Below are 26,161 nucleotides of genomic sequence, written 5' to 3'. Positions count from 1 at the left end.
CGCGCCGGCGGGGCGCTGGACGCCTACCCGCTCGCCGTCGCGGCGGAGGCCGAACTCGTCGCCCGCCAGGGCGACCGTGACCGGGCGGCCGAGCTGTTCCGGCGGGCCGCCGCGGCCCACGCCGGGGCGGAGCGCCGCGCCCTGCTCGACCGCGCCGACCAGCTCAGCTGATGTAGTGCAGGATCACGTTGTGCACGTGGTGGCTCTTCTGGGCGCCACGGAACTCCACCTCGTAGGTGTGCGTGCCGACGTGGACGGCGATCGCGCCGGTGGAGAAGAACGAGCCGCCCCACGACTTGTTGCTGACCACGCTCACGCTGGTGATCTTCGAGTACGGGATGCTCGTGATGGCGTACCGCTTGCCGACGAACGAGCGGTCCTGGATGATCACGCGCCGGTCGGTGAGGCCGATGAACCCGGTGCCGGTGCCGACGGCGTCGTAGACGGCGATGATCTGTTCGCCGTCGAGCAGGCCACTCTGGATCTGCTGGAACTGCTCCTTGCGGTCGTACGTCGCGTTCGCCATGCCTTCACGGTAGGGCGGACGCGCCAACCGCAAGATCATCGGCGTTGGCGAGGACGAGGAGCTCGCCGTCGCCCCGCCCGACCGGCTCCCCGCGCCAACCGCCGTCGATCCGGGCGACGGTGAAACCGGCCGACCGCAGCGAGGCACGCAGCTCGTCCTCGGTGCGGAAGCGCAGGGTGGCCGAGCTGAGCAGCTCCTCGCCGTCGTCGAAGAGGTAGTGGTGGGTGAAGCTGACGGTGTGGCCGCCCTCGACGGCGGTCACCTCGGTCCACGCCCGGACCACGCCGCCGTCCGGCAGCGGGATCCACCGCCGCGAGAAGACCGGGTTCCAGCGCTCCCACCGCCGGTCCGCCGGGTCACGGGAGTCGAAGACCAGCCGACCGCCGGGCACCAGCGCCCGGCGCAGGTCGGCCAGGGCCCGCGCCCAGTCGGCGTCGGCCACGAGGAACTGCGCCACGTGGCTGGTCATCACCGCCACGTCGAACGACCGGTCCGGAAGCACGGCCGAGGTGCCCTCGATCCACCGCACCCGCCCGGCGCCCGGCTTGGCCCGGGCGGCGGCCAGGGACGGGCCGGCCGGGTCGACGCCGGTGACGGTGTGACCGGCCGCCGCGAGGGCCAGCGTCAGCCGCCCGGTCCCGCATCCCAGGTCGAGGACGCGGGCGGCCGGAGTCTCGTTCACCACCGCGAGGAAGAAGTCGTCGTCGGGGCCCCAGGGGCACTCGGCGTCGTAGACCCGCACCAGCCGTGGATGGTGGAACTCCCCGTGTCGCATCGACGCATGTTGTCGGCGTGCCCCGGTGGGGCCGTAGAAAGTCAACGACCGAGCACGAGGTAGGCGAGCCCGAGTATCCCGCGATAGGCGGTGACGTAGTCCCGCAACCGGGTGTCGAGTTCCTCGCGGAGCGCCGCCGCGCGCGCGTCACCCGGATGCTCCAGCAGCCACTCCTGCCGGCCCGCCAGCCACGTGGACTCGAAGTCATCCCATTCCCGCTGGTCGGCGGTGCTGAGGTGCAGCACCCGCCAGCCCCGGTCGCGGGCGTGCTCCGTGAGCTCCCCGAGGGTCGGCACCTCGTCCCCGAAGATCGCCAGCGCTTCGGGAGTGGGTGGACGCTCCCAGAACGCGTCACCGAACAGCAGCCGCCCGCCGGGCCGAACGAACCCGCCGAGCGCGTCGAGGGCGCCGGCGGCGCCGCCGAAGGCGTGCGCGGCGCCGACGCAGAGGACTCGGTCGGCCGGCTCACCCCACGCCGCCGACTCCCCCTGCACCAGGGTGACGTGCTGGTCCAACCCCCGGTCGGCGGCCAGCGCCCGGCCCCGCTCCAGCGCCGCTGAGTCCGTGTCGACACCGACGCCCGTCGTCGCGTGCGTACCGTCCACACCGCCGGCGGCAACCGCTCGGAGCAACAGCTCACCCCACCCACAGCCGAGATCGAGCACGCGCGCACCGGCCTGGATGTCGAGCCGCCGCAGGAGCAGTTCGGCGTGCTCCTCCGACAACGGCGTGTTCCACCGCATGCGGGCGTAACGGCGGGACAATGGGTCGTCGGTAGGGGGCATCCGTGGATGCTGACAACCACCGATCATCGACGCAAGGCCTTTTGGTACGCCGTCCCGCCGCCCCGCCGCTTGCCGTCCCGCCGTCGCGCCGCCTTGCCGTCGCGCCGCCTTGCCGTCCGCTTCCGGTGGCCTGGCTTCCGCGTCCGGCGTACGTCTCAGGTGTTGGCGTCGGTCGCGGCGCGGACGAACTCGCGGACCCGCACCGTGGTGTTGCTCTCCCGCCAGACCAGGCCCCGGCGGATCGGCGGCGCGTCGCGGATCGGCACGTAGGCCACGTCGGGGCGGGGGTAGTAGCGCCGGGTGTGCTCGCCCACCGGCAACACACCCCGGCCCATCGCGACCAGCGTCAGCATCTCGGAGAAGGTGTTGCCCGCCGGCCCCTTCGGCACCGGCCGCCCGGACGGGGTGTGCTCCGGGGTGCGGTCGCGCTTGAACTCCGCCGAGGTCACCGCCGGGTACTGGACCACCGGGTGGTCGGCGAGGACCTCCAGGGAGACCGACTCCTCCCGGGCGAGCGGGTGCCCGGCGGCCACCGCGAGCACCCGGTCCTCCTCCAGCAGCGCCGGCCCGCAGGCCATCCCGTCGAAGGGGTACGCGGCCATGAGGATGTCGATCGAGCCGTCGACGAGGCTCGGCCGGGAGTTGAAGAGCTGCACCTCGTGCACGTCGACCTGGCACTCCGGGTGCCGCTGCCCGAACAGGGCGACCGCCTTCAGCAGCACCGGCGCGGTCCACTCGCCGAGGAAGGCGACCCGCAGGTGACCGGAGACCCCGCGTCCCGCCTCGACGGCCCGGCGTACCGCCTCGTCCATGCCGGCGACCAGCGGCGCCAGGTCGTCGGCGAGCTGCCGGCCGATGGGGGTGAGCTGGACGACCCGGCTGGTACGCGCGAACAGCGGTGCGCCGATCCGGCGTTCCAGCTTCTTGACCACGTGACTGATCCGCCCGGTGGTGACCCGCAGGCGCTCCGCCGTACGGCCGAAGTGCAGTTCCTCGGCGAGGGTCAGGAAGGTCTCCAGCTCGTGGCGTTCCAGCACGTACCCGTCCCGTCGTTGAATCCGGCTCAACGATCGTAGTGTGATCCCGGCTTGGTCGGCGTCGCCCACCGGCGGATCGTGAGAGCAGCACAAGCGCTCACGAAAGGGCACCCCGATGACCGTCACCGACCACCCCGCCACCACCGACACCCGGCTGCGCGTGAGGGGCTTCGACCACCTCGTGCTCAACGTCGCCGACGTCGAGCGCGCGCTGGATTTCTACTGCGGCCTGCTCGGCCTGACCCCGGTACGCGTCGACGAGTGGCGCGCCGGCCGGGTGCCGTTCCCGTCGGTGCGGGTCACCGCCGAGACCATCATCGACCTGGTCCACCGCGACCGGGGCGGCGCCAACGTGGACCACTTCTGCCTGGTCGTCGAGCCGCTCGACTGGCAGCAGGTGATCGACTCGGGGATCTTCACCGTCCTGGAGGGGCCGGTGGGCCGCTTCGGTGCGCGGGGCAGCGCCACCTCGGTCTACGTACGCGACCCGGACGGGAACTCCGTGGAGCTGCGCTGGTACCCGCAGGACGCCGACGGCTGAGCGGCCGGGCCACGCATGCGCACCCGGTGCACCCTGGGGGCCGGCCGAGGTGGGCCGCCCGGCGCCGCCACCCCACCGGTCAGCGGCGGGTGGTCGGCGGGGCACGGCCGAGCCGCAGCACGGAGCCCCGCCGCCGCATCTGCGGATGCGGTCGACGGGGCTCGAGTGCTGCGGGGGGTTTACCGGCTGGTGCGCGGGTCGTTGTCGCGGCTGCGGCTGCCGGACTTGGCCAGGCCCCGGCTGATCAGGTAACCGATGGTCAGCAGGGTGATGAACCACCAGGCCTTGTCGGCGGCGAAGTAGTCGCCGCCGTTGTTGGCGGCGCCGTCACCGACGGCGTTGGAGGCGATCAGCACGCCGATGACCGAGAGCAGGTAGACGGCCAGCTCGGTGGTCTTCCACGACGGCTTGGTCTCGTCGCCGTGCCGGTGGAGGGTCCGGACGTCGTGGTCGGTGTGGTGGTCGCCGTGGTCGGTCAGCCGATTGGTGGTGGGCGAAGTCATGTCAGCTCCTGAAAGGTGCGTTATCAGAGGTTCGGTCCATTGCGGGCCTGTTGTCTGCTCCCGCGCCGAATCTGTACCCCCACCCGTTCTCAGGAAACCACCGAACTCTCAGGTTCTTCCCAGGCGCGGTCGACCGGCGGTGACCCGGCGTTCACCGGGCGGCAGACCCGAGCGCACCGCGCTCACCGGGTCGCCGCGCACACCGCCCCAGCAGTGCGCCCGGTTCCAAAGGCCACCGACCGCGCTGACGCCCGCCCTGGCGCGCGGCTCGCAGCCCGGCGCGCAGCCCGACGGCCGGACCGCTGTCCGGCGGCGCAGCTGTTGCGGCACCCGTGACGGCGCAGATGTTCAGGAACCCGTTACGGCGCGGTACGCGTCCTCGATGCGGGCGGCCAGCAGGACCTCGCCCTCGGTCAGCGGGGCGTTGCCGTGCCCGACGCGGATCTGGGTGTGGTCGGCGCGGCGGCTGATCTCGGGGCGTACGCGCAGCGCGTCGGCGACCACCTTCACCCGCTCGGTGAGGGCCGCGTGCTGGGTGTCGTCGATCACGAGGGTGCGCCGGATCTGCTCACCCTCCCGGATCCAACCCGTCAGCAGGGTGAGAGCGTCACTGAGGTAGTCATGCTTCGCCCGGCCGTTGAACAGCACGCGCATCACCGCACCTCCCAGGCGCCGTTGCCGGCTTGTGGCCAAATCGTCGCCGTCCCGTGTCTTGTCGGTGCCCTCTAGTCTGTCGTCGCACCGGGGGTGTGTCCACGCCCACACTTCCGGGTTCTCCTGCCCTGACGGACGGCCACGGTACCCAAACCGCCGATAGATCTGGCACGCTGGACGCCCGTGCGGACCGAACGGGCTAACGGCGGCGGGCAGGCCGAACGACGGGACCTGAAGGTCGTCGTCGGAGCGGCGATCATCGAGGACGGGCGGGTGCTCGCCTGCGCCCGCTCCGCGCCTCCCGAGGTGGCGGGCATGTGGGAGTTTCCCGGCGGCAAGGTCGAGCCCGGTGAGAGCGAGACCGCCGCGCTGGCCCGCGAGTGCGCCGAGGAACTCGGCATCCGTGTCGCGGTGGGCGACCGCGTCGGCCGCAACGTGCGGATGGCCCACGGCCGCTCCGTGCTCAAGGTGTACGCGGCCCGCCTGCTGCACGGCGACCAGCCGCAGGCCCTCGAGCACTCGGCGCTGCGGTGGCTCTCCGCCGCCGAACTCGACAGCGTCACCTGGCTCCCCGCCGACGCCCCCATCGTCGCCGCCCTCCGTCCCCTTCTTGCCCCCCGCTGATCCCAGCGAACGGGCGGACCGAAACGGAACGGGGGCCGACGGCATTCGCCGTGGCCCCCGTTCTCGTTCGCGCTCTCAGTGCTTGTCCTGCTCCGGGTGGGCGAAGTTGAGGTGTTCCGGGGGCATCGGGAAGGTCACGTCGTCGCCGAACGGCGAGGGCGCCGCCGCGCGGTCGAAGGTGAGCTCCGTCAGCGGCAGCCTGCCGCGGGTGTCGACCGCCGGCGCCGTCGGGTGCGGCACCTCGCGGTTCCAGTTGACGCCGCCCTGCGCCTGCGCCTCGGCCTGTGGGTCGTGCGAGCCACCCGCGTGCGAGTGCACGCCGCCGTGCCCTCCACTGGCGTGCACAGCACCGCTGGAGTGACCGCTGGTCACGCTGGTCTGAGGCACCTGACCCCTCCGGAAGATCTTGCTACCAAGCCACACGAGGGGATCGTACCTGCGGTCGACGACCCGCTCCTTCATGGGGATGATCCCGTTGTCCGTGATCTTGATGTGCTCAGGGCAGACCTCGGTGCAGCACTTGGTGATGTTGCAGAGGCCGAGACCCTGCTCGGCCTGCGCGTACTCCCTGCGGTCGGTCTTCACGTCCAGCGGGTGCATGTCCAGCTCGGCGGCCCGGATGAAGAACCGGGGACCGGCGAAGGCCTGCTTGTTCTCCTCGTGGTCGCGGATCACGTGGCAGACGGTCTGGCACAGGAAGCACTCGATGCACTTGCGGAACTCCTGCGAGCGCTCGACGTCGACCTGCTGCATCCGGTAGTCGCCCGGAGCCAGATCGGGCGGGGGCGCGAACGCCGGGGTCTCCCGGGCCTTCTCGTAGTTGAAGGAGACGTCGGTGACCAGGTCCCGGATGACCGGGAAGGTGCGCAGCGGGGTGACCGTGACCGTCTCGTCCTCCTCGAAGGTCGACATCCGGGTCATGCAGCTCAGCCGCGGCTTGCCGTTGATCTCCATCGAGCAGGAGCCGCACTTGCCGGCCTTGCAGTTCCACCGGCACGCCAGGTCGGGGGCGTCGGTGGCCTGGAGGCGGTGGATGACGTCGAGGACCACCTCGCCCTCGTTCACCTCGACCGCGTAGTCCTGCAGGTCGCCGCCGCTCTCGTCACCCCGCCAGATCCGGAACTGGCGCTTCGCGGCCGGCTTGCCGGCCGGAGAGGTCTCGTTGGCCATTCGTCAGCGCTCCTTCTCGGCGTCGGCGTCGTCGGCGACGAGGGCTTCGAACTCGGCCAGTTCCTCGTCGGTCAGGTACTTCGCCAGCTCGGCACGGTCGAAGAGCCCGACCAGCTCCGCTCGGATCTTCGGCAGCGGCTTGCGCGCCAGGCGTACGGTGTCGCCCTCCAGCGAGCAGACCAGGTTGACCCGGCGCCACTTCGGGTCCATCGCCGGGAAGTCCTCCCGGGTGTGACCGCCGCGCGACTCCTGCCGCTCCAGTGCCGCCTTCGCGGTGCATTCGGAGACCACCAGCATGTTGCGCAGGTCCAGCGCCAGGTGCCAGCCCGGGTTGTAACGCCGGCCGCCGGCCGCGCTCACCTTCGCCACCCGCTCGCGCAGCTCCGCCAGCCTGCTCAAGGCCTCCTCAAGCTCGCCCTGCCGCCGGATGATCCCGACCAGATCTCCCATCACCGCCTGGAGGTCCTGCTGGAGGGTGTACGGGTTCTCGCCGGTGTCCCGCTGCAACGGGGCGAGGGCGGTCTCCACCGCGGCCTCCACCGCGTCCACGGCCACCTTCGGCCGCGCCGGCAGGCCGTCGGCGTAGCTGGCCGCGTGGCCGCCCGCCCGCTTGCCGAAGACCAGCAGGTCCGACAGCGAGTTGCCGCCGAGCCGGTTGGAGCCGTGCATGCCGCCGGAGACCTCGCCGGCGGCGAAGAGCCCGCGCACGTGGCCGAAGGCGGCACCCGAGTCCGGGTCCACCTCGACGCCGCCCATCACGTAGTGGCAGGTCGGCCCGACCTCCATCGCCTCGGCGGTGATGTCGACGTCGGCCAGCTCCTTGAACTGGTGGTACATCGACGGCAGGCGCCGGCGGATCTCGTCGGCCGAGCGCCGGCTGGCGATGTCCAGGAAGACGCCGCCGGCGGGGGATCCCCGCCCGGCCTTGACCTCGCTGTTGATCGCCCGGGCCACCTCGTCGCGGGGCAGCAGCTCCGGCGGGCGCCGGTTGTTGTCCGGGTCGGTGTACCAGCGGTCCGCCTCCTCCTCGGTCTCCGCGTACTGCTTGCGGAAGACGTCGGGGACGTAGTCGAACATGAACCGCTTGCCCTCGGAGTTCTTCAGCACGCCGCCGTCGCCGCGCACCGACTCGGTGACCAGGATGCCCTTCACCGAGGGCGGCCAGACCATGCCGGTCGGGTGGAACTGGAGGAACTCCATGTTGATCAGCGTCGCGCCGGCCCGCAGCGCCAGCGCGTGCCCGTCCCCGGTGTACTCCCAGGAGTTCGAGGTGACCTTGTAGGAGCGGCCGACGCCGCCGGTGGCCAGCACCACGGCCGGCGCCTCGAAGAGGATGAACTCGCCGGACTCGCGGTAGTAGCCGAACGCGCCGGCGATCCGGTCTCCGTCGAGCAGCAGCTCGGTGATCGTGGTCTCGGAGAAGACCTTGATCCGGGCCTCGTAGTCGCCGTGGTCGCGCTTGTCCTCCTGCTGGAGCGAGACGATCTTCTGCTGGAGGGTGCGGATCAGCTCCAGGCCGGTCCGGTCGCCGACGTGCGCCAGCCGCGGGTACTCGTGGCCACCGAAGTTGCGCTGCGAGATCTTCCCGTCTCCGGTGCGGTCGAAGAGCGCGCCGTACGTCTCCAGCTCCCAGATCCGCTGCGGCGACTCCTTCGCGTGCAGCTCGGCCATCCGGAAGTTGTTGAGGAACTTGCCGCCGCGCATCGTGTCGCGGAAGTGCACCTGCCAGTTGTCCCGGCTGTTCACGTTCCCCATCGCGGCGGCGGCGCCGCCCTCGGCCATCACCGTGTGCGCCTTGCCGAAGAGCGACTTGGAGATGATCGCGGTCTTCTTGCCGGCGAGCCGGGCCTCGATCGCCGCGCGCAGCCCGGCGCCGCCGGCCCCGATCACGACGACGTCGTAGTGGTGTCGTTCGATTCGCGTGGTGGTAGTGGTCATGTCAGGGGCCCTCTAGTTGATGAACCGCAGGTCGTTGAACCAGCCGGCCGCGACCGCCATGACGTAGAAGTCCGTCAGGGCCAGGGTGCCGAGGGTGATCCAGGCGAGCTGCATGTGCCGGACGTTCAGGGCGGAGACGAAGGTCCAGGCCTTGTAGCGCATCGGAGCCTTCGAGAAGTGCTTGAGCCGCCCGCCGATGATGTGCCGGCAGGAGTGGCAGGAAATGGTGTACGCCCAGAGCATCACCACGTTGAGCAGCAGGATGATGTTGCCCAGCCCGAACCCGAAGCCCTTCGGGGAGTGGAAGGCCAGGATCGCGTCCCAGGTGTTGATCAGCGAGATGATCGCGGCGGCGTAGAAGAAGTAGCGGTGCAGGTTCTGGCCGAGCAGCGGGAAGCGGGTCTCCCCGCTGTACGCCTTGTGCCCGTCCGGCACCGCGCAGGCCGGCGGCGAGAGCCAGAACGACCGGTAGTACGCCTTGCGGTAGTAGTAGCAGGTGAGGCGGAACAGCAGCAGGAACGGCAGGGTCAGCGCGGCGTCCGGGACGATCCACCAGCCGGGGAGGAACCGGCCGAAGTGCGCGGCGCCCTCGACGCACCGGTCGGTGACGCACGGGGAGTAGAACGGGGTCAGGTAGTGGAAGTCCTCGACCCAGTACCACTTGTGCATGAAGACCCGGACCGTCGCGTACGCGACCCACGCGCCGAGCCCGACGACGGTGAGCAGTGGGGCGAGCCACCAGCGGTCGGTACGCAACGTCTTCGCCGCGATGGCGGCGCGATCCCGCGCCCTCCGCGGCTTCGTTGCCGGTGATGTCATTCGAGTCGTCTCCCTGACGGGGCCCTGGAAGGGCGGCGGTTCGAGTTCCGGTCGGCACGCGGACCGGCGAACCCGCACCCGCTTGCCACGTCATGCGCACACCAACGACCACGCCGGCGATACGGCGCAGCTAAGTGACACACGTTACGCCGATCTTCGCGAGCCGTCCGCGCAAGGCAGTGTCCCGTGTGTCCCGCCCGGTGGAAAGCCCCGCAGGATGATCGATGTCCGGATGTTACGCCTGACGGATCAGCCGGAAGCCCCGCCGGTGAAGTTCCAGGAGGCGAGCCGCAACGGCGGCGCCTCCCACCAGACGCCGTCGGTCCGGTCCGGCTGGCGGACCGCCCGGGCACCCAGGCCGAGCACCGCCCCGGGGCCGAGGGCGCGCGGGTAGGACTCGGTGAAGCGCAGGTCGCGCACGGCCCGGGTGACCACGCCGTCCTCGATCAGCCAGACCCCGTTGCGGGTCAGGCCGGTGACGACCAGGCTCTTCGGGTCGAGCACCCGGGTGTACCAGAGGTCGCTGACCAGCAGCCCCCGGCGCACCTGCCCGACCAGCGCGGCGGTGTCCCCGTCGACCACGGCACCGCCCGCGCCGCCCGCGCCGCCCGCACCGCCGGCACCCGTAGCGGCCGCGCCGCCGGCACCCGCCGGGCCGGTGCTGCCGCCGCTGTCCGTGGTGGCGGCCAGGCGGAGGTTGCGGGGGATCGGGCCGAAGGTGGACCCGCCGAGCATGCCGTGGCCGGTCGACCCGGTGCCCGCCTCGGCGCCGCTGCGCCGGTCGTGCGTCACCGCCCGGGTGGTGCCCGCCTCGACCAGGGTCAGCGGTCGCCGCGGGGTGCCCTCCACGTCGTACGGGAGGCCGGAGCCGTGCAGCGGATCGTCGACCAGGGTGACCGTCGGGTCGAACTGGGCGGCCCCGAGCTCGGCGAAGGACTGCCGTTCGGCGTAGCGCTTGCCGTTGAAGCCGTACCAGGAGAGGCTCTGCAACAGGTCGGCGACGGCGGCCGGTTCGAGCACCACCTCGTAGCGGCCCGGGGGCAGCTCTACCGGGTCGACGGCGGCCCGGGCCCTCGCCGCGGCCCGGGCGCCGAGGGCGGCGCCGTCGAGGTCGGCGAGACGGTCGACGCAGAGCCGGGCCATGCCGTCCGCGCCACCGACCCGGGCGATGCCGTCCATCGCCGCCTCGGCCGTGCGCCCCCGCGCGGAGTGCCCGGCGGAGTTGGCGAACGCCCCGGACCGGTACGACGTGCGGCAGTAGCCGGCCGCCTCCAACCCGCCGACCGCGTCCACGAAGGCGCGCACCCGGTCGGCCCGGTCCTCCGGCTGGGCGCCCGTGATCGCCTCGTCGACCGGGCCGCTCGGGCCGACCGGTGCGGGTGGGGTCAACCCCGGCCAGGCCGGGTCGGGCGGGCAGAGCCGCGCCGCCGCGAGGGTGCGGTCGACCAGGCCGCGCAGGCCGTCGGGGTCGACCCGGCTGCCGCTGCCGGTGGCGGTCCGCCCGTCGACGTGCACGCGCAGCCGCACGGAGAAGCTCTGCTCGGCGACGTTCTGGTGGATGAAGGAGTTCGCGAACCGGGTCAGCTCCAGCCCGTAGCGGGTCACCGACACCTCGGCCTGCGCCTGCGGCCCGGCCAGCCAGCGGACCAGTTCCACCACCTCGCCGGCGACCGCCAGCTCCGTGCCGCTCACGCGCGCACCCCCACCCGGACGCCACGGAAGCGGGCCGGCGCGGCCGGATGGCCGGTGTGCCCGACCTGACCCGGCTGGCCCTTGCCGCAGTTGGGCGTGCCCCAGGAGACGGTCTCGGCGGAGAGCATGTCCATCGAGCGCCAGAAGAGGGGGCCGATCCCGGTGTACGTGGGGTTGCGCAGCATCCGTCCCCGCTTGCCGTTCCTGATCTCCCAGCCCACCTCGCAGCCGAACTGGAAGTTGAGCCGTTTGTCGTCGATGGACCAGGAGCGGTTGATGTCCATCAGCACCCCGTCGTCGGTGGCGGCGATGATCTCGTCGAGGGTGTGCGGCCCCGGCTCCAGGCCGACGTTGGTCATCCGCACCATCGGCAGCCGGGCCCACCCGTCGGCGCGTACGCTCCCGCCGTGGTCGAGGCCGGCGACGGCGGCCGAGTCCCGGCCGGCGAGCACGCCCACCCAGCGCCCCTCGCGCACCGCGTCCCGCTTGACGGCGGGGGAGCCCTCGTCGTCGTAGCCGAAGCTGCCCAGCGCACCGGGGATGGTGGGGTCGATGGTGACGTTCATCAGCTCGGAGCCGTAGCGCAGCGAGCCGAGCTGGGTGAGATCCAACCAGGAGGTGCCGGCGAAGGCGGCCTCCCAGCCGAGGATCCGGTCCAGCTCGATGGCGTGGCCGACCGACTCGTGGATCTGCAACGCGAGCTGCTCGCCGCCGAGGATCAGATCGGTCTCGCCGGCCGGGCAGAGCGGCGCGGTGAGCAGGGCCCGGGACTCGTCGGCGATCCGCGCCGCCTGGGCGGTCAGGTCGAGCGACTCGACCAGCTCCCAGCCGGTGGTGCCGTACTGGCCGCGGTAGCTGGGGTAGGAACGGCGTTGTGTCTCTCCGTCACCGATGGAGGTGGCGGAGATGCCGCCGCCGCATTCGCGGATGTGCTGGTCGATCCGGTGGCCCTCGCTGGAGACGAACCACTTGGCGGTGTCCCAGATCTGGTAGAGCCCCTCGGCCACGTCGGCGCCGTGCTCGGCCATCGTCCTGGTGGCCTCCACCAGCAGGTCGCCCTTGCTGGAGAGCGCCACGCCGAGCGGGTCCACCGTGCAGGGCGACGCCCAGCTCGCGGTCGCCGCGCCGGTCGGCACCAGCTCGACCGGGGGACCGGGCACCCGCGCGCTCGCCGCGGCGATCCGGGCGGCGCGCCGGCCGGCCTCCCGCGCGGCGGCGTCCGTCAGGTCGGGTACGGCGTGGAAGCCCCAGCTCGACCCGACCAGTGCCCGGACGCCCAACCCGATGCTCTCGTCCTGGGTCAGCTCCTCGAGGTCGCCGTTGCGGGCCGACATGGACTCGTAGCGTCGGTGCATCACGCGGGCGTCGGCGTACCGGGCTCCCGCGTCGAGCGCGGCCTGCACCGCGGCGGTCGCCGCGTCGAACTCGGTCATGCGCCCGACCCTAGGCGAGCACACCGACATCCGTCAGCCGAGCAGGTCCTCCGGCCGGATGGTGGCCCGCACCGGCTCGGTCAGCTCCAACGCCTCGCCGGCCTTGGTCACCGACCGCTCGACGTAGTGCGTGCCCTGCCGCTGGTAGAGGTGGATGGCCAGGCTCTCCTGATCGATCAGCAGGTACCACTCGATGCCCGCTGCCGCGTAGTAGTGCATCTTGAGCACCTTGTCGGTGGCGGCGGTATGGGGCGCGGTGACCTCACCGACGAGTTGAACCGCGGCCGCCGGCACGCAGAGCGCGTGGAAGTCGAGGTCGGTGAGGACGACCAGGTCTGGATTGAGAATCCTCCCGGCTTCGAGGCGGAGGTTGATCACCGGCAGTGGGGTCAGTGACGCCGTCGCGCATCCCGGCCTCAGCGCAGCGAGCAGGTTCCCCACGATCACCTGGTGGCGGACGGCAGGCGGAGGCCCGATGAGAAGGCCGCCGTCGACGAGTTCGATCCGGCAGGTCGTCTCGCCCAGGGCGAGGTAGTCCTGCTCTGTCCAGGGCAGCGGGTTGCCGAGGACGTCGGGAGGAAGCACAGGCCGAGTAAAGCGCACGACCTGGCCGTCGAGCGCGATTGACCAGCGGTGTGTCCGGTAGTTGCGGTGCTGGATGGCGCGGCGAGGGGTGTCGGGGGGCGTTGTCGAGTCGTTACGCTGTGGCCCGCTGACAGGCCCGGCTTTGTAGCTTATTTTCACCCTCTGAGTTCTGCTGTAGGTTCTCTTCGTCGCGTGGCGGGAGGCGCCAGAGGGAGGCGGTCGTGGACAGGTCGGATCCGGCGCCGTCCGGGGAACCGGACCGCCCCAGCGTGCCGGAGCAGCGCTCCGGCGAGGACCCGTACCTGCGGGTGAACGACCTGCGGGTCCGCTTCGACACCTCCGACGGGGTGGTCCGTGCGGTCGACGGGGTGTCGTTCAGCGTGCAGCGGGGTCGCACCCTCGGCATCGTCGGGGAGTCGGGCTCGGGCAAGAGCGTCACCTCCCTTGCCGTCCTCGGCCTACACGAGGAGAAGCGGACCACCATCACCGGGGAGATCTCCGTCGGCGGCCGCCAGCTGGTCGGCCTGCCGGAGGAGGAGGTACGCCGGCTGCGCGGCCGGGACATGGCAATGATCTTCCAGGATCCGCTGTCGGCGCTGCACCCCTACTTCACCGTGGGCAGGCAGATCGCCGAGGCGTACCGGGTGCACCACCCGAAGGCCGGGAAGCGGGCGGCCCGGCAGCGCGCGGTGGACATGCTCGGCCGGGTCGGCATCCCGCAGCCCGCCCGCCGCTTCGACCAGTACCCGCACGAGTTCTCCGGTGGCATGCGGCAGCGGGCGATGATCGCCATGGCGCTGGTCAACGATCCGGACCTGCTGATCGCCGACGAGCCCACCACCGCGCTGGACGTCACCGTGCAGGCGCAGATCCTCGACCTGCTCGCCGACCTCCAGGCCGAGTTCCACTCCGCGATCATCATGATCACCCACGACCTGGGTGTGGTCAGCCAGATCGCCGACGAGGTGCTGGTGATGTACGGCGGCCGGGCGGTCGAGCACGGCAGCGTCGAGCAGGTGCTGCGCCGGCCGCAGCACCCGTACACCTGGGGGTTGCTCTCCAGCGTGCCGTCCTTGCACGGCGACGCGGACGCGGACCTGGTGCCGATCGCGGGCAATCCGCCGAGCCTGATCAACCTGCCCTCCGGCTGCGCCTTCCACCCGCGCTGCCGGTACGCCGACCGCAACGGCGACCGGTCCCGCACCGAGGTGCCGCAGTTGCGCCCGGCCGGCGGGCCCGGCCACCTGGTCGCCTGCCACCTCTCCGCCGACGACCGGACCCGGCTGTACGCGGAGGACATCGCACACGTGGGGGTGGCCCGGTGAGCGCGAGGAACGCAGCGCAGCCGAGTCCCGCAGTCGCGAACGAAGGTGGGCTGGGATGAGCGCGAGGAACGCGGCGCAGCGGAGTCCCGCAGTCGCGAACGAAGGCCAGGCTGGGATGAGCGCGAGCAGTGCGGCCCCGGCCGTCGCCGGGGAACCGCTGCTGCGGGTGCGCGGGCTGAGCAAGCACTTCCCCGTGCGTGACGGCCTTCGCGGCGGGGGCCTGGTGCGGGCCGTGGACGGGCTGGACTTCGACGTGCGCCCGGGCGAGACGCTCGGCCTGGTGGGGGAGTCGGGCTGCGGCAAGACCACCACCGGTCGGATGCTGGTCCGGCTGCTGGAGCCCACCGCGGGGACGATCGAGTTCGCCGGGCGGGACATCACGCACGCCGGCCGGCGGGAGCTGCGCCCGCTGCGGCAGGACCTCCAGATCATCTTCCAGGACCCGTACGCCTCGCTGAACCCCCGGCACACGGTCGGCCGGATCGTCGCGATGCCGTTGCAGGTCAACGGGATCAACCCGCCCGGTGGCGTCAAGGCCCGGGTGCGGGAACTGCTGGAGCTGGTCGGGCTCAACCCCGAGCACTACAACCGCTACCCGCACGAGTTCTCCGGCGGCCAGCGGCAGCGCATCGGCATCGCGCGCGCCCTGGCGCTGCGACCGAAGCTGATCGTCGCCGACGAGCCGGTCTCCGCCCTGGACGTGTCGATCCAGGCGCAGGTGGTCAACCTGCTGCGCGACCTGCAACGCGACCTGGGCCTGGCGTTCGTCTTCATCGCGCACGACCTGGCCGTGGTCCGGCACTTCTGCCAGCGGGTCGCGGTGATGTACCTGGGCCGGATCGTCGAGATCGGCGACCGGGTCGACATCTACGAGCGCCCGCAGCACCCGTACACCCGGGCGTTGCTCTCGGCGATCCCGGACGTCACGAAGCTCGGCCCGGCCGGCCGGATCCGGCTGACCGGCGACGTGCCCACCCCGCTGAACCCGCCCTCGGGCTGCCGGTTCCGCACCCGCTGCTGGAAGGCGCAGGACATCTGCGCGACCGAGGAGCCGGCGCTGGTGCCCCGCGACGGCGGACGCCAGGCCACCGCGTGCCACTTCCCGGAGTCGGGGCCGGTCGGCGCCGGCCCGGACGCTCACGCGGTCGCCACGGGTCCGGGCGCTCGGGGGGTCGGGACGGGCCCGGGCGCCACGGCGGCGGGCGTCGAGGAGGTGTCGAAATGAGCATGTCCCCGGTGGAGGGCGTGGCGCTGGCCGAGATCGGGGCCGGCGGTGGCGCCGACGTGCCGAAGGAGAAGGGCTTCGTCGGCCGCTCACCCGGCCAGCTCGCCTGGATCCGGCTGCGCCGGGACCGGACCGCGATGGTCAGCGGGGTGCTGCTGATCTTCTTCGTGCTGGTGGCGCTCTCCGCGCCGCTGGTCGAGCTGCTCTACGGCATCGGTCCGCGCGACCAGTTCCAGGGCAAGCTGGACGGCTTCGGCATGCCGCTCGGCTACGCCGGAGGCGTGTCGGGGGACCATTTCTTCGGGCTGGAGCCCGGACTGGGCCGCGACATCTTCGTCCGGCTGGTCTACGGCCTGCGTACCTCGCTGCTGATCGCCTTCGCCGCGGCGGTGATCACGGCGGTCCTCGGCATCGTGCTCGGGGCGCTCGCCGGCTTCCTCGGCGGCTGGCTCGACGCGGTGATCAACTGGGTCACCGACCTCACCCTGGCCATGCCCTTCCTGATCATCGCGCTGGCGCTGACCCCCACCCTGACGTTGCGCTTCTACGGCGAGCGGGAAGCCGTCTCCCCGGCCTTCGGGGTGGCGGTGCTGATCGCCGTCTTCGCGATGTTCGGCTGGACCAGCACCGCCCGGCTGGTCCGCGGGCAGGTGATCGCGCTGCGCGAGCGGGAGTTCGTGGAGGCGGCCAGGGCCAGCGGCGCCGGGCTCGGGCACATGATCTTCCGGCAACTGCTGCCGAACATCTGGGCGCCGATCCTGGTGTCGTTCTCGCTGGCGGTGCCGCAGTTCATCACCAGCGAGGCGGCGCTGTCGTTCATCGGCGTCGGCCTCACCGAGGAGACCCCGAGCTTCGGTCGGATGATCTACGAGAGCCTGGACTACCTCCAGACCGACCCGGCGTTCGTCTTCTTCCCCGGCATCACGATCTTCGCGCTCGTGTTCGCGTTCAACCTCTTCGGCGACGCGCTGCGCGACGCGCTCGACCCGAAGTCGTCCCGGTAGGGGTGCCGGGATGAGCGCGAGGAGTGCGGCGGAGCGGAGCCCCGCAGTCGCGAATGGAGCTGGACACTGATGGCGCGCTTCCTGATCAAGCGGATCTTCTCCGCGGTGCTCACCCTCTTCGCGGTGAGCGTGCTGACCTTCCTGATGTTCTTCGCGCTGCCCCGTGACCCGGTCAGCGGCATGTGCCCGAAGAACTGCAACCCGGAGCGGCTGGAGCGGGTGCGCCAGGAGCTGGGCCTGCGCGACCCGCTGGTCACCCAGTACGCCGGCTACATGAAGGGCATCTTCACCGGCCGGGACCTGGGCAGCGCCCAGGGCGGCCGGTGCGACGCGCCCTGCCTCGGCTGGTCGTACGTCAACAACGAGGCGGTGCTGGACACCATCACCCGGGTGCTGCCGGTGACGCTGAGCATCGTGATCCCGGCGGCGATCCTCTGGCTGCTGCTCGGCGTGGGCCTGGGCATGGTCTCCGCGTTGCGCCGTGGCACCTGGCTGGACCGGGCCGCGATCGGCTTCTCGCTGACCGGCGCCTCGCTCCAGCTCTACTTCGTCGGCGCGGTACTGCTGATGATCTTCGTCTACAACCTGCGCTGGCTGCCGGTGCCGAGCTACACCTCGGTCTTCGACAACCCGGTGAAGTGGGCCAGCGGGCTGGTGCTCTCCTGGATCGCGCTGGCCTTCCTCTTCTCGGCGATCTACGCCCGACTGTCGAGGGCGCAGATGCTGGAGACGCTGTCGGAGGACTTCGTGCGGACCGCGCGGGCCAAGGGCCTGGCCAAACCCGCGGTGTACGGGCGGCATGCGCTGCGCGCGGCGATCACCCCGGTGGTCACCATCGCCGGCTTGGACGTCGGGGCGGCGCTGGGCGGCACGGTGATCACCGAGACCACCTTCGGCATCCAGGGGCTGGGGCGCACCGCGGTCGAGGCGGTCCGCGCGGGCGACCTGCCCACCATCATGGCCACCGTGCTGATCTCGGCGGTCTTCGTGGTGCTGGCCAACGTCCTGGTGGACCTGCTCTACGCCGCCATCGACCCCCGCGTCCGGCTGGGCTGACGCCCGTGCTCCGGCCGCCTGGCCGGGTCGGGCGTCCGCCGGTCGGACGGCGGTGAAATTTATCGACAACTGTTACACAACTTGTAGGTTTTCTTCTTTACGATCCTCGACGTGGGCGGTTCCCGCCCGGCGGACGGGGTGGAGGAGGTAGGAGATGCGACCACGCGTGGCGGCCGCCGCAGGCGGCGCGATCGCACTGGTTGTGGCACTGGGTGCATGCTCGGAGAACACGGGCGAGGGCACCACGGTGGACACGAACCGGCAGCAGACCGGGGTCATCGCGACCGACCCGAAGGACTCCATGGGGCCGGCGGCGGAGGTGGCCGGCGCCCAGAAGGGCGGCACCTTCACCATCATCCGGGAGACCCCCATCTCCCACCTGGACCCGCAGCGGACGTACTCGTTCGCGGGCCTGATGGCCAACCCGCTCTTCGCCCGCTACCTGACCACCTGGAAGGACGACGGCAAGGGCGGCCTGGTCCTCGTCGGTGACCTGGCCGAGACGCCGGGCACCAACGTCAACTCCGATTGCAAGGTCTGGGAATTCAAGATCAAGGACGGGGTGAAGTTCGAGGACGGCAGCGCGATCACCGCCAAGGAGATCGCGTACGGCATCGCCCGTTCCTTCGACCCGGACCTCTCCGGCGGTCCCACCTACATCCAGGAGTGGCTGGCCGACAGCCCGCAGTTCGACACCAAGTGGGACTTCAAGAAGAACAAGACCTCGCTGCCGCCGGGGCTGACCACCCCCGACGACAAGACGCTGCGCTTCGAGTTCGCCAAGCCCCGCTGTGACCTGCCGTTCGCGGTCTCGCTGCCGACCACCGCGCCGCTGAAGGCCGACAAGGACACCGGGGTCAACCTGGACCAGCGGCCGTTCTCCTCCGGGCCCTACAAGGTCGCCAAGAACCAGGCGGGCGTCCAGCTCACCCTGGACCGCAACCCCAACTGGGACCCGAAGACCGACCCGGTGCGCCACCAGTACCCGGACCAGTTCGTCTGGAGCTTCGGCCCGACCGCCGACGCCGCGAACAACCGGGTGATCGCCGACAACGGCGCCGACCAGAGCGCGCTGGCCTGGAACTACGTGCCGGCCTCGCTGGTCGCCAAGGTCGCCAACGACCCGGCGCTGAAGTCCCGCAGCATCCTGTCGCCGACCCCGAGCGCCAACCAGCTGGTCATCAACACCCAGCGGGTCACCGACCTCAAGATCCGCCAGGCGCTGAACTACGCCATCGACCGGGACGGTCTGGTCAAGGCGCTCGGCGGCCAGACCGTCGCCGCCCCGATGACCACGCTGATGCCGCCATCGACCATCGGCTACAAGGCGTACGACGCGTACCCGGCCGGGGCCAACGGCAACGTCGACAAGGCCAAGGAGCTGCTCGGCGGCCAGACGCCGGAGCTGGTCTTCGGCGCGGCCGACAGCACGACCGAGCAGCAGATGGCCACCCAGCTCAAGGGCAACCTGGAGCGGGCCGGCTTCAAGATCACGATCCGGAACATCCCGGACGACGCCAAGCTCGACGAGGTCAAGAAGAAGAACAACCCCTGGGACCTCTACATCGGTAACTGGGCGGCGGACTGGCCCAGCGGCGCCTCGATCCTGCCGGTGCTCTACGACGGCCGGACCATCAAGGCCGACGGCAACAGCAACCAGTCGTACTTCAACGACGCCGCCATCAACACCGAGATGGACCGGATCCTGGCCCTGCCGCCGACCGAGCAGGGCCCGGAGTGGGGCAAGCTCGACGAACGGATCATGAAGGAGCACGCCCCGGTGGTGCCGCTCTTCGTCGACGTGGCCTACGCGGTGCACGGTTCCAAGGCCGGTGGGATCTTCATCTCCAGCGTCTTCGGCTACCCGTCCTTCGTGAACGCCCACGTCAAGCAGTAACCCCGCACCACCGCACGGACGGGCCCCCGGTCGACAACGCCGTCGACCGGGGGCCTTCGCGCGTCAGAGGTGCTGGCGCAGGAAGTCGAGTTCCAGCCTCAGCAGGCGTTCGGCGGTGCCGCCGGCGGCCATGTGGGTCGCCCCGGTCAGCGGCAGCACCGCGTGCGGGCGGCCGGTGGAGAGCAGCGCCGCCGACAGGCGCAGCGTGTGCGCGGCCACCACGTTGTCGTCGGCCAGGCCGTGCACCAGCAGCAGCGGCCGGGCCTGGTCCGGGCCGGTGAGCGGCTCGGCGGCCAGCTCCACCAGCGAGTGGTGCGCGTAGACGTCCATGCCGTCGTCCGGCAGGCCCAGGTAGCGCTCCGTGTAGGCGGTGTCGTAGAGCGTCCAGTCGGCCACCGGCGCACCCACGATCCCGCACCGGAACAGTTCCGGATGCCGCAGCACCGCCAGCCCGGCCAGCCAGCCGCCGAACGACCAGCCCCGCACGGCCACCCGTTCCAGGTCCAGATCCGGGTGCTTGCCGGCCAGCGCGGTCAGCGCGTCCACCTGGTCGGTCAGGATGACGTCGGCCATCCGCCGGTGGATCGCCTTCTCGAAGGAGGGGGCCACCCCCGGGGTGCCGCGGTTGTCGATCGTCACCACCGCGAAGCCGGCGTCGGCCCACCACTGCCGCTCCAGCCAGGCCGCCCGGGCGGCGACCACCTCCTGGTGCCCCGGGCCGCCGTAGACGTCCAGCAGCACCGGCAGCCGGCGGCCCGTGACGTAGTTGTCCGGGTAGAGCACCGCCGTGGGCAGCCGCCGGTCGGTCACCCGCTCCAGCAGCGGCAGCGGGGCGTACGGCGGGGTGGCGGCGAGCGAGCGCAGCACGGCCACCTCACGGTCGCCCCGCCACACCGCCCACCGGGTGCCCGGGTGGTCCAGCGAGGCGCTCCCCACCACCAGCACGTCGCCGCCGACGGCCGCGGTGTGCCAGCCCGGGTCGTTGGTGACCCGGCGGGCGTCGACGCCGCCACCGATGGTGGTGCGCACCCGGAACAGGTGCCGCTCGCTCGGCTCGCCGTCGCTCGCCTCCACCAGCAGGTCCGCCGGCCCGGTGCCGCCGGGCAGCCGGCCCACCACCCGCCGCACGTAGAGCGACGGCGGCGTGAGCAGGGTGCCGTCGGCGAAGAGGCAGCGCGCGTCGTACCCGTCGTGGGCCAGCTCGCCGCCGACCAGCACCCGGCCGTCCGGCAGGTGCGCCGGGGTGCCGGGGATCGGCTCCACCCAGCGCGGGTCGGCCAGTTCGGCGTGCACCTGGGTCTCGCCGGTGCGCGGGTCGACCGCGAGCACCAGGCCGTGCTGCTGGGAGCGGCGCAGCACGGTGATCAGCGGACCACCCTCGGCCCAGTGCACGGCGGTCAGGTACGGGTAGGTCTCACGGTCCCAGTGCACGTCGACCCAGCCGCCGTCGAGGTCGAGCAGGTGCAGGCTGACCTCGGCGTTCGGGCCACCCGCCCGCGGGTAGGCGACGGTGGTGGGCGGGTGCGCCGGATCGGCCGGGTCGTGCAGGTGCCAGCGGTCCAGCCGGGACTCGTCGACCCGGGCGGCCAGCACCGAGCGCCCGTCCGGCGCCCACCAGTAGCCCCGGAACCGGGCGAACTCCTCGGCCGCGATGTGCTCGGCGAGCCCCCACGTCACGCCGGAGTCCTCGCCGGCCAGCAGGTTGTCGGTGCCGTCGCCGTCGACCACCCGCAACTGGCCCCGGCGCACCCCCTCCGCCGCGTCGGTGACGTACGCCAGGCGTTCCCCGGTCGGATCCGGCCGCGGGTCGAGCACCGGACCGACGGCGTCCACCTCCACCACGTCGCCGTGCACCAGGTCGGCCCGGAACAGCCGACCGGCCAGCGCGAAGACCGCCACCCGCCCGGCGGCGTCGAGGGCGTACGAGCCGATGCCGGCGGCGCTCAGCCGCAACCGCTCACGCAGCGCGCGCTCACCGGGGCCCAGCGCGTCGGCGTCGGCCCCGGCGCCCAGCAGCGTCGCCGGCTCGGCGACCAGCCGCTCCTCCCCGGTGCCCACGTCCAGGAGCCAGAGCGCGTCGGCCGGGTCCTCCGGGCCGGCCGAGCGCAGGAAGACCACCCGGGAGCCGTCGTCAGCCACGGAGACGGCGCGCGGCGCCCCGTGGCTGAACCGGCGGGTGCGGGCGGCCAGCTCCGGAAAGTCCACAGGCCAGATCGTAAAGCGGCGCCGAGGGCGATGTGGCCGACCTGCGTGGACGCGTCGGGGCCGGCGGCGGAATACCGCCGGATAGAGTGACCGTCGTGACGACGCTGCCCGACCGCCGCCTCCTGCTGGTCCACGCGCACCCCGACGACGAGTCCATCGGCACCGGCTCGACGATGGCCCACTACGTGGCCGCCGGCGCGCACGTCACGCTGGTGACCTGCACCCTCGGCGAGGAGGGCGAGATCCACGTGCCGGCGCTGGCCCAGCTCGCCGCCGCCGAGGCGGACCAGCTCGGCGGCTGGCGGATCGCCGAGCTCAACGCCGCCTGCGCCGCGCTCGGCGTCACCGACCACCGCTTCCTCGGCGGAGCCGGCCGCTACCGCGACTCCGGGATGATGGGCCTGGCCACCAACGAGCACCCCCGGGCCTTCTGGCAGGCCGGCCTCGACGAGGCCGCCGGGCACCTGGTGGAGATCATGCGGGAGGTACGCCCGCAGGTCGTGATCACGTACGACGACAACGGCTTCTACGGGCACCCCGACCACATCCAGGCGCACCGGGTGACGATGCGCGCCGTCGAGCTGGCCCGCGCCGAGGGCTTCGCCCCGGCCAAGGTCTACTGGACGGCGATGCCGCTCAGCGTGATGGAGGCCGGCATGACGCACTTCGCCGAGTCGTCCGACAACCCCTTCGCCGGCATCGCGGACCTCTCCGAGCTGCCCTTCGGCACCCCGGACGCGCAGATCGCCGCCCGGATCGACGCCACCGAGCAGCACGCCGCCAAGGAGGCGGCCATGCGCGCGCACGCCAGCCAGATCCCCGACACTTCCTGGCTCTACACGATCGCCGGGAACTTCGGCAGCGAGTTCATGGGCGTGGAGTTCTACACCCTCGCGGTGGGCGAGAAGGGCCCGGGCAGCGGGCCGTACGGCTGGGAGGACGACCTCTTCGCCGGGCTCGCCGCCGCCGATCACCCGGACCGGTCCCCGGTCGGGGCGTCCGGCCTGCGATGACCCTGCCCGCCGCGCCGATGACCGTCGTCCCGGACGAGACCGCCCCGCCGCCGCCCGGGCGGTCCCGGCGGCTGCTCGACCTCGCCCTGCGGGTAGCCGGCGGGCTGGTCGCCGTCCTGGGTGGGGTGCTCACGGCGGTGCTGGAGCTGCTGCTCGCCACGGTCCGGGTGGGCGGGCAGCTGATCGGCGTCTCGGTGCTCGTCGCGATCGGCGCGAACATCGCGCTGAGCTGGTTCGCCCACGTGGCGGTCGGCCGTCGCTGGGCGGTCGCGCTGCCCGCGGCGCCCTGGTTCGTACTCATGGCGGTCGCGGCCGTCCGGACCACTGAGGGGGACCTGCTCCTCGCCGGCGACAACTGGGTCGGCCTGGCCATGATCGTCGCCGGCGCCATGACCTTCGCGGTGATGGGCTTCCGGCAGGTCCTGTCGCCCCCGCCGGTCCGGATGAGGGACTGACGGCACACAGCTTCCGGTGGTAGATATTCCTGCCAGGAAGCCCGCCACCGCGGCGGGCGGTACGGCGGGAGGAGTACGATGAGAGAGCGGTGGCGCGCGATCGGGTTGCTCGCGGTCGCGCTGTTCGTGGTCAACGTGGTCGCCCGGCTGGTCATCCGGTTCGGCTCCGACGGTGACGACAGCGCCGCCGCCGACCGGGTGTCGCTCGGGATGTTCGTGGTGATCGGGCTGATCCTGGCCGCGGTCGCCTTCGTGTGGGGCCGGCGTCGGCCGGCCGCCGCCTGGGGGGCGGACATGGCCGCCGGGGTCGGCATCGCGCTGCTGCTGACCGTGCTGGTGGGCCCGCTGCTCGTGGGCGACAACCCGTTCGGCGGTGGGGCCGGCACCTTCTTCGCCCAGATCTGGCTCTACCTCGCCGCCACCGGCGCCGGGGTGCTGCTCGGCTACCTGGTCCTCACCGCGCTCGGCCTCGACCACCGCTCGCAGACCCTCAAGCGGTACGCCGAGATGAAGACCGCCAAGCCCCGCCGAGTCGTCCGCCGCTGACCCGCCGCCCCCGCACGTCCGTTGCGGCCCGGCGCGGCCCGCCGGTCGGATCCGAGCCGGACGACGGGAGCGAGCCCGATCCGGGCTGGACGACCGGAGAAAGCCCCGCCGGTCGGGTCCGGGCCGGACGTCGCCGCTCTCGGCGCGCCCGGCCCGGTGCCGCCCTGATGGTCTACCGGGCGGAGGAGGGCGTCCGCTCCCGACGCTCCGTCGTCGGCAGGGGCGGGGTGGCCACCGCCGCGTCGGCCGACCCGGCCCCGGCGGTGAGGATGGTGCCCTCCGGGGTGACCACCTCGTCGACCGGATCCAGCTCCGCCGGCACCATCGAGGTGAGCACCCGGTCCGCCGTCTCCATGGTCAGCTCGGGCCCCGACCCGGCTGCCCCGTCGGCAGTGCGCACGGCCTGCGCGGCCTCCGGACCGGTCGCGCCCCGGGGCTGCGGAACGTGGGCCTTGCCGGGCCTGTCCGCCTCGTCGGTCCCGCCGGGGGGCGTGGGGGTGTGGCCCTCGGCAGTGGCGTCCGCGTCGGCCGGCGCCGGCGGTAGCGCGGGCGTGTCGGGTGCCGCGTCCGCCGGGGGAGCCGGCAGCGCCGTGCTGCCGGACACCGCCGCCTCCAGCTCCGCCGCTCGCCGCTCCACTTCCTCCACCTCCGCCGCCTGCGGCGTCACGTTCTCCAGTTCCGCCGCTCGCCGCTCCACCTCCGCCAGCTCCGCCGCCTGGGGCGAGTCCGACCGTACGGCGCGCGAGCCGGAGCTGCCCCGTGCCGCTGCCGTGGCGCGGCCGGCCGAGCCGGAGCCGGTCCGGGACGGGGTGGTCTTCCGGCCGTCGCGGAGGGCTGTGATCAGCGCGTCGACCAGTTCGTCCTTGCGCATGTCGGCGGTGCCGGTGATGCCGCGTCGGCGGAGTCGGTCGCGGAGCTGGTCGACCTTGAGCCGGGCGATCTCGCTCTCGTTGATCTCCGGGGTGTTCGGCGTCTGGTTGCCGGGGACGTCCTTCGTCGCCGTCGCGCCGCCGGCGCGCCCCGATGCGCTTCGCGTGGCCATCGCGTGGTCCTTCCTGAGCCGGGGTTGCGGGGGGTGTCACGACGCGCACCGCGCCGCGTCCACCACCTCCCGTACCCCGGAGGACCTGCGGGAATCCCGCGAGTGCCGTCAGGTCGGCGGGGCGACCCGGGTCAGGTAGGTGTGGTGGGTGGTGAAGCCGAGCCCCCGGTAGAGCGCCACCGCGCCGGTGTTGCGCTGCTCCACCTGAAGGAAGGCGTGGGTGGCCCCCTGCGCGGCGGCCCAGTCGACCAGTTCGTGGATGACGAAGCGGGCCAGCCCTCGCCGCCGGGCGGCGGGCACCACCTCGATCAGGCTGAGCCCGAGCCAGCGTCCCTGGCCCGTGACGGTGCCCCGCCCGATCGCCACCAGCGCGCCGTCGACGTACACGTGGGCGAAGCGGACCCGGTCCACGGCGGTGAGCACGTGCCGGGCGGCGTCCGGCAGGCCGCTGACCTCGGCGATGTCGCCGTCCGTGGCGTGGATGAGCGCGGCGATCGACGAGCGCGGCGCGGTGGAGATCTCCAGTTGCCCGCCCGGCTCCACGGTCACGGTACTGCCGTGCCGGAGCTGCTCGGCGGGGCTCGTGCGATCAAGCGTGTGGGGGCTGTGCGGCCCCAGTGCCGCCCGGAGCCGCTCGCCGTCGACCGGGCGGGCGGGGTCGGCGGCGTCGTGCACGGTCCATTCGAGTTCGACGCCGGCGCGGGTCGGCGGCCCGGTCTTGAAGCAGATCCGGGCGAGGTGGCTGGCCGCCGCGCCCGACTCGCGCAGGACGCTGGCCCGATCGACCTCCGGCGACGTCACCACAGGACGGACTCCCTTCCCCGCACCGGCTTCCGCTCGTGCCACCGTAGCGCCACCCACCGACATCGGCGGGGGCGTCGCGGGTCCCACCAACTCCTGTCTAGCAGAGAAACTCGGTGCGACCGGCGGGAACGGGCGGGGAGTTCAGTCGTCCGCCCCGGGAGTCGGCGGCGCCGCCGGGGAGGGCGACGACCTGCCCTTCGTCGGCTTCTCCGGCTCGGCCTCGGGCAGCAGCTCCCGGCAGTGGTCGCCGACCTTCTCCCGGCCGCCGGCGGCGGTCACCAGGGCGGCGTACGCGGGCGTGTCGAGCAGGTCCTCGCGCTGCGCGGGCGGCCGCGCCAGGTACGACCGGCAGAGCCCGCGCAACTGCTCGGTGCGCTGCTCCGGCGTCTGCGGGACGCCGGCGGTGCCGGCGCTTGGCGTGGGCGCGCCGGAGGACGGGGTGGCGGACGCGCTCGGGGCGGCTCCGGTGGGGGTGCCACCACCTCCGGTGGCGCCGGTCGACTCCCC

25 protein-coding genes and 1 pseudogene are annotated in these 26,161 nt (G+C 72.4%); 10 read left to right on the top strand and 16 right to left on the bottom strand.

The genetic code is table 11. The annotated features are described in order from the left end of the window. Nucleotides 1–163 precede the first annotated feature (163 nt). From NCC78_RS03860 to NCC78_RS03845, 4 genes are all read right to left on the bottom strand, one after another. Nucleotides 164–526 (bottom strand): PH domain-containing protein, encoded by a 363-nt coding sequence (locus tag NCC78_RS03860; RefSeq protein WP_250791763.1) that lies wholly within the window; start codon nucleotides 524–526, stop codon nucleotides 164–166. 4 nt (nucleotides 527–530) lie between these two features. Beyond that, entirely contained in the window at nucleotides 531–1,301 is a 771-nt protein-coding gene (locus tag NCC78_RS03855; protein ID WP_250791762.1) for a class I SAM-dependent methyltransferase, read from the bottom strand. A gap of 41 nt (nucleotides 1,302–1,342) precedes the next feature. Then, nucleotides 1,343–2,086, bottom strand: coding sequence for an SAM-dependent methyltransferase (locus tag NCC78_RS03850; protein ID WP_250791761.1), 744 nt, complete (start codon nucleotides 2,084–2,086; stop codon nucleotides 1,343–1,345). Nucleotides 2,087–2,241: 155 nt separating this feature from the next. After that, nucleotides 2,242–3,123 (bottom strand): LysR family transcriptional regulator, encoded by an 882-nt coding sequence (locus NCC78_RS03845; protein WP_250791781.1) that lies wholly within the window; start codon nucleotides 3,121–3,123, stop codon nucleotides 2,242–2,244. A 115-nt stretch (nucleotides 3,124–3,238) separates the two neighbouring features. On the opposite strand from NCC78_RS03845, the gene NCC78_RS03840 reads away from it, so the two are divergent. Next, a complete protein-coding gene (locus NCC78_RS03840; protein WP_250791760.1) occupies nucleotides 3,239–3,664 on the top strand; it encodes a VOC family protein in 426 nt (141 codons plus the stop codon). A gap of 179 nt (nucleotides 3,665–3,843) precedes the next feature. On the opposite strand, the gene NCC78_RS03835 is transcribed toward NCC78_RS03840, so the two are convergent. Together NCC78_RS03835 and NCC78_RS03830 are read right to left on the bottom strand one after the other, a co-directional pair. Beyond that, on the bottom strand, nucleotides 3,844–4,167 hold the full coding sequence (locus tag NCC78_RS03835) for a hypothetical protein (protein WP_250791759.1): 324 nt from the start codon (nucleotides 4,165–4,167) through the stop codon (nucleotides 3,844–3,846). Between the two features lie 348 nt (nucleotides 4,168–4,515). After that, nucleotides 4,516–4,821: a 4a-hydroxytetrahydrobiopterin dehydratase gene (locus tag NCC78_RS03830; RefSeq protein WP_250791758.1), complete on the bottom strand. Its 306-nt coding sequence runs from the start codon at nucleotides 4,819–4,821 to the stop codon at nucleotides 4,516–4,518. Nucleotides 4,822–5,004: 183 nt separating this feature from the next. Between NCC78_RS03830 and NCC78_RS03825 the strand changes: the two genes are divergently transcribed. Next, nucleotides 5,005–5,445, top strand: a complete 441-nt coding sequence (locus tag NCC78_RS03825) for a (deoxy)nucleoside triphosphate pyrophosphohydrolase (protein WP_250791757.1) — start codon at nucleotides 5,005–5,007, stop codon at nucleotides 5,443–5,445. 75 nt (nucleotides 5,446–5,520) lie between these two features. Here NCC78_RS03825 and NCC78_RS03820 read toward each other — a convergent pair whose 3' ends face one another. The 6 genes from NCC78_RS03820 to NCC78_RS03795 all read right to left on the bottom strand — a co-directional run bounded on the left by NCC78_RS03820 (nucleotide 5,521) and on the right by NCC78_RS03795 (nucleotide 13,082). Beyond that, on the bottom strand, nucleotides 5,521–6,615 hold the full coding sequence (locus tag NCC78_RS03820) for a succinate dehydrogenase/fumarate reductase iron-sulfur subunit (protein WP_250791756.1): 1,095 nt from the start codon (nucleotides 6,613–6,615) through the stop codon (nucleotides 5,521–5,523). A 3-nt stretch (nucleotides 6,616–6,618) separates the two neighbouring features. Continuing rightward, a complete protein-coding gene (locus NCC78_RS03815; protein WP_250791755.1) occupies nucleotides 6,619–8,553 on the bottom strand; it encodes a fumarate reductase/succinate dehydrogenase flavoprotein subunit in 1,935 nt (644 codons plus the stop codon). Nucleotides 8,554–8,565: 12 nt separating this feature from the next. Continuing rightward, on the bottom strand, nucleotides 8,566–9,372 hold the full coding sequence (gene sdhC / locus NCC78_RS03810) for a succinate dehydrogenase subunit SdhC (RefSeq protein ID WP_250791754.1): 807 nt from the start codon (nucleotides 9,370–9,372) through the stop codon (nucleotides 8,566–8,568). Nucleotides 9,373–9,621: 249 nt separating this feature from the next. After that, nucleotides 9,622–11,064 carry a TldD/PmbA family protein gene (locus NCC78_RS03805; RefSeq protein ID WP_250791753.1) on the bottom strand — a complete coding sequence of 481 codons (1,443 nt, stop codon included), beginning with the start codon at nucleotides 11,062–11,064 and terminating at the stop codon, nucleotides 9,622–9,624. After that, nucleotides 11,061–12,497, bottom strand: coding sequence for a TldD/PmbA family protein (locus NCC78_RS03800; RefSeq protein WP_250791752.1), 1,437 nt, complete (start codon nucleotides 12,495–12,497; stop codon nucleotides 11,061–11,063). The genes NCC78_RS03805 and NCC78_RS03800 overlap by 4 nt, the downstream gene beginning before the upstream one ends. Before the next feature lie 33 nt (nucleotides 12,498–12,530). Further along, complete coding sequence (locus tag NCC78_RS03795) at nucleotides 12,531–13,082, bottom strand: Uma2 family endonuclease (RefSeq protein WP_250791751.1); 552 nt, start codon at nucleotides 13,080–13,082, stop codon at nucleotides 12,531–12,533. A gap of 269 nt (nucleotides 13,083–13,351) precedes the next feature. On the opposite strand from NCC78_RS03795, the gene NCC78_RS03790 reads away from it, so the two are divergent. The 5 genes from NCC78_RS03790 (at nucleotide 13,352) to NCC78_RS03770 (ending at nucleotide 19,589) form a co-directional block, all read left to right on the top strand. After that, the gene (locus NCC78_RS03790; RefSeq protein WP_372495043.1) at nucleotides 13,352–14,407 is read left to right on the top strand and encodes an ABC transporter ATP-binding protein; all 1,056 of its coding nucleotides are present in this window, start codon (nucleotides 13,352–13,354) and stop codon (nucleotides 14,405–14,407) included. Between the two features lie 115 nt (nucleotides 14,408–14,522). Then, on the top strand, nucleotides 14,523–15,632 hold the full coding sequence (locus tag NCC78_RS03785) for an ABC transporter ATP-binding protein (protein WP_250791749.1): 1,110 nt from the start codon (nucleotides 14,523–14,525) through the stop codon (nucleotides 15,630–15,632). Further along, entirely contained in the window at nucleotides 15,629–16,636 is a 1,008-nt protein-coding gene (locus NCC78_RS03780; RefSeq protein WP_250791748.1) for an ABC transporter permease, read from the top strand. Before NCC78_RS03785 ends, NCC78_RS03780 begins: the two co-directional genes overlap by 4 nt. A 69-nt stretch (nucleotides 16,637–16,705) precedes the next feature. Continuing rightward, a complete protein-coding gene (locus NCC78_RS03775; protein WP_250791747.1) occupies nucleotides 16,706–17,692 on the top strand; it encodes an ABC transporter permease in 987 nt (328 codons plus the stop codon). Between the two features lie 154 nt (nucleotides 17,693–17,846). After that, the gene (locus NCC78_RS03770; protein WP_250791746.1) at nucleotides 17,847–19,589 is read left to right on the top strand and encodes an ABC transporter substrate-binding protein; all 1,743 of its coding nucleotides are present in this window, start codon (nucleotides 17,847–17,849) and stop codon (nucleotides 19,587–19,589) included. 63 nt (nucleotides 19,590–19,652) lie between these two features. Here NCC78_RS03770 and NCC78_RS03765 read toward each other — a convergent pair whose 3' ends face one another. Next, nucleotides 19,653–21,794 carry a prolyl oligopeptidase family serine peptidase gene (locus NCC78_RS03765; RefSeq protein WP_250791745.1) on the bottom strand — a complete coding sequence of 714 codons (2,142 nt, stop codon included), beginning with the start codon at nucleotides 21,792–21,794 and terminating at the stop codon, nucleotides 19,653–19,655. A gap of 86 nt (nucleotides 21,795–21,880) precedes the next feature. Here NCC78_RS03765 and mshB point away from each other — a divergent pair, with 86 nt between their 5' ends. The 3 genes from mshB (at nucleotide 21,881) to NCC78_RS03750 (ending at nucleotide 23,808) form a co-directional block, all read left to right on the top strand. After that, the gene (gene mshB, locus NCC78_RS03760) at nucleotides 21,881–22,807 is read left to right on the top strand and encodes an N-acetyl-1-D-myo-inositol-2-amino-2-deoxy-alpha-D-glucopyranoside deacetylase (RefSeq protein ID WP_250791744.1); all 927 of its coding nucleotides are present in this window, start codon (nucleotides 21,881–21,883) and stop codon (nucleotides 22,805–22,807) included. Beyond that, nucleotides 22,804–23,262 (top strand): hypothetical protein, encoded by a 459-nt coding sequence (locus tag NCC78_RS03755; RefSeq protein ID WP_250791743.1) that lies wholly within the window; start codon nucleotides 22,804–22,806, stop codon nucleotides 23,260–23,262. The genes mshB and NCC78_RS03755 overlap by 4 nt, the downstream gene beginning before the upstream one ends. 78 nt (nucleotides 23,263–23,340) lie before the next feature. After that, nucleotides 23,341–23,808 (top strand): hypothetical protein, encoded by a 468-nt coding sequence (locus tag NCC78_RS03750; protein WP_250791742.1) that lies wholly within the window; start codon nucleotides 23,341–23,343, stop codon nucleotides 23,806–23,808. Nucleotides 23,809–23,980: 172 nt separating this feature from the next. Here NCC78_RS03750 and NCC78_RS03745 read toward each other — a convergent pair whose 3' ends face one another. The 3 genes and pseudogenes from NCC78_RS03745 to NCC78_RS03730 all read right to left on the bottom strand — a co-directional run. Beyond that, nucleotides 23,981–24,850 (bottom strand): hypothetical protein, encoded by an 870-nt coding sequence (locus tag NCC78_RS03745; RefSeq protein ID WP_250791741.1) that lies wholly within the window; start codon nucleotides 24,848–24,850, stop codon nucleotides 23,981–23,983. A gap of 108 nt (nucleotides 24,851–24,958) precedes the next feature. Continuing rightward, on the bottom strand, nucleotides 24,959–25,717 hold the full coding sequence (locus NCC78_RS32675) for a GNAT family N-acetyltransferase (RefSeq protein WP_504919362.1): 759 nt from the start codon (nucleotides 25,715–25,717) through the stop codon (nucleotides 24,959–24,961). A 78-nt stretch (nucleotides 25,718–25,795) separates the two neighbouring features. Next, a pseudogene (locus NCC78_RS03730) lies at nucleotides 25,796–26,161 on the bottom strand (hypothetical protein); the annotation flags it as partial.

The organism is Micromonospora phytophila (genome assembly GCF_023656545.1).
Lineage (GTDB): Bacteria > Actinomycetota > Actinomycetes > Mycobacteriales > Micromonosporaceae > Micromonospora > Micromonospora phytophila.
The sequence above is the reverse complement of the archived record's forward strand: the minus strand, read 5'-3'. Positions and strand labels throughout refer to the sequence as shown.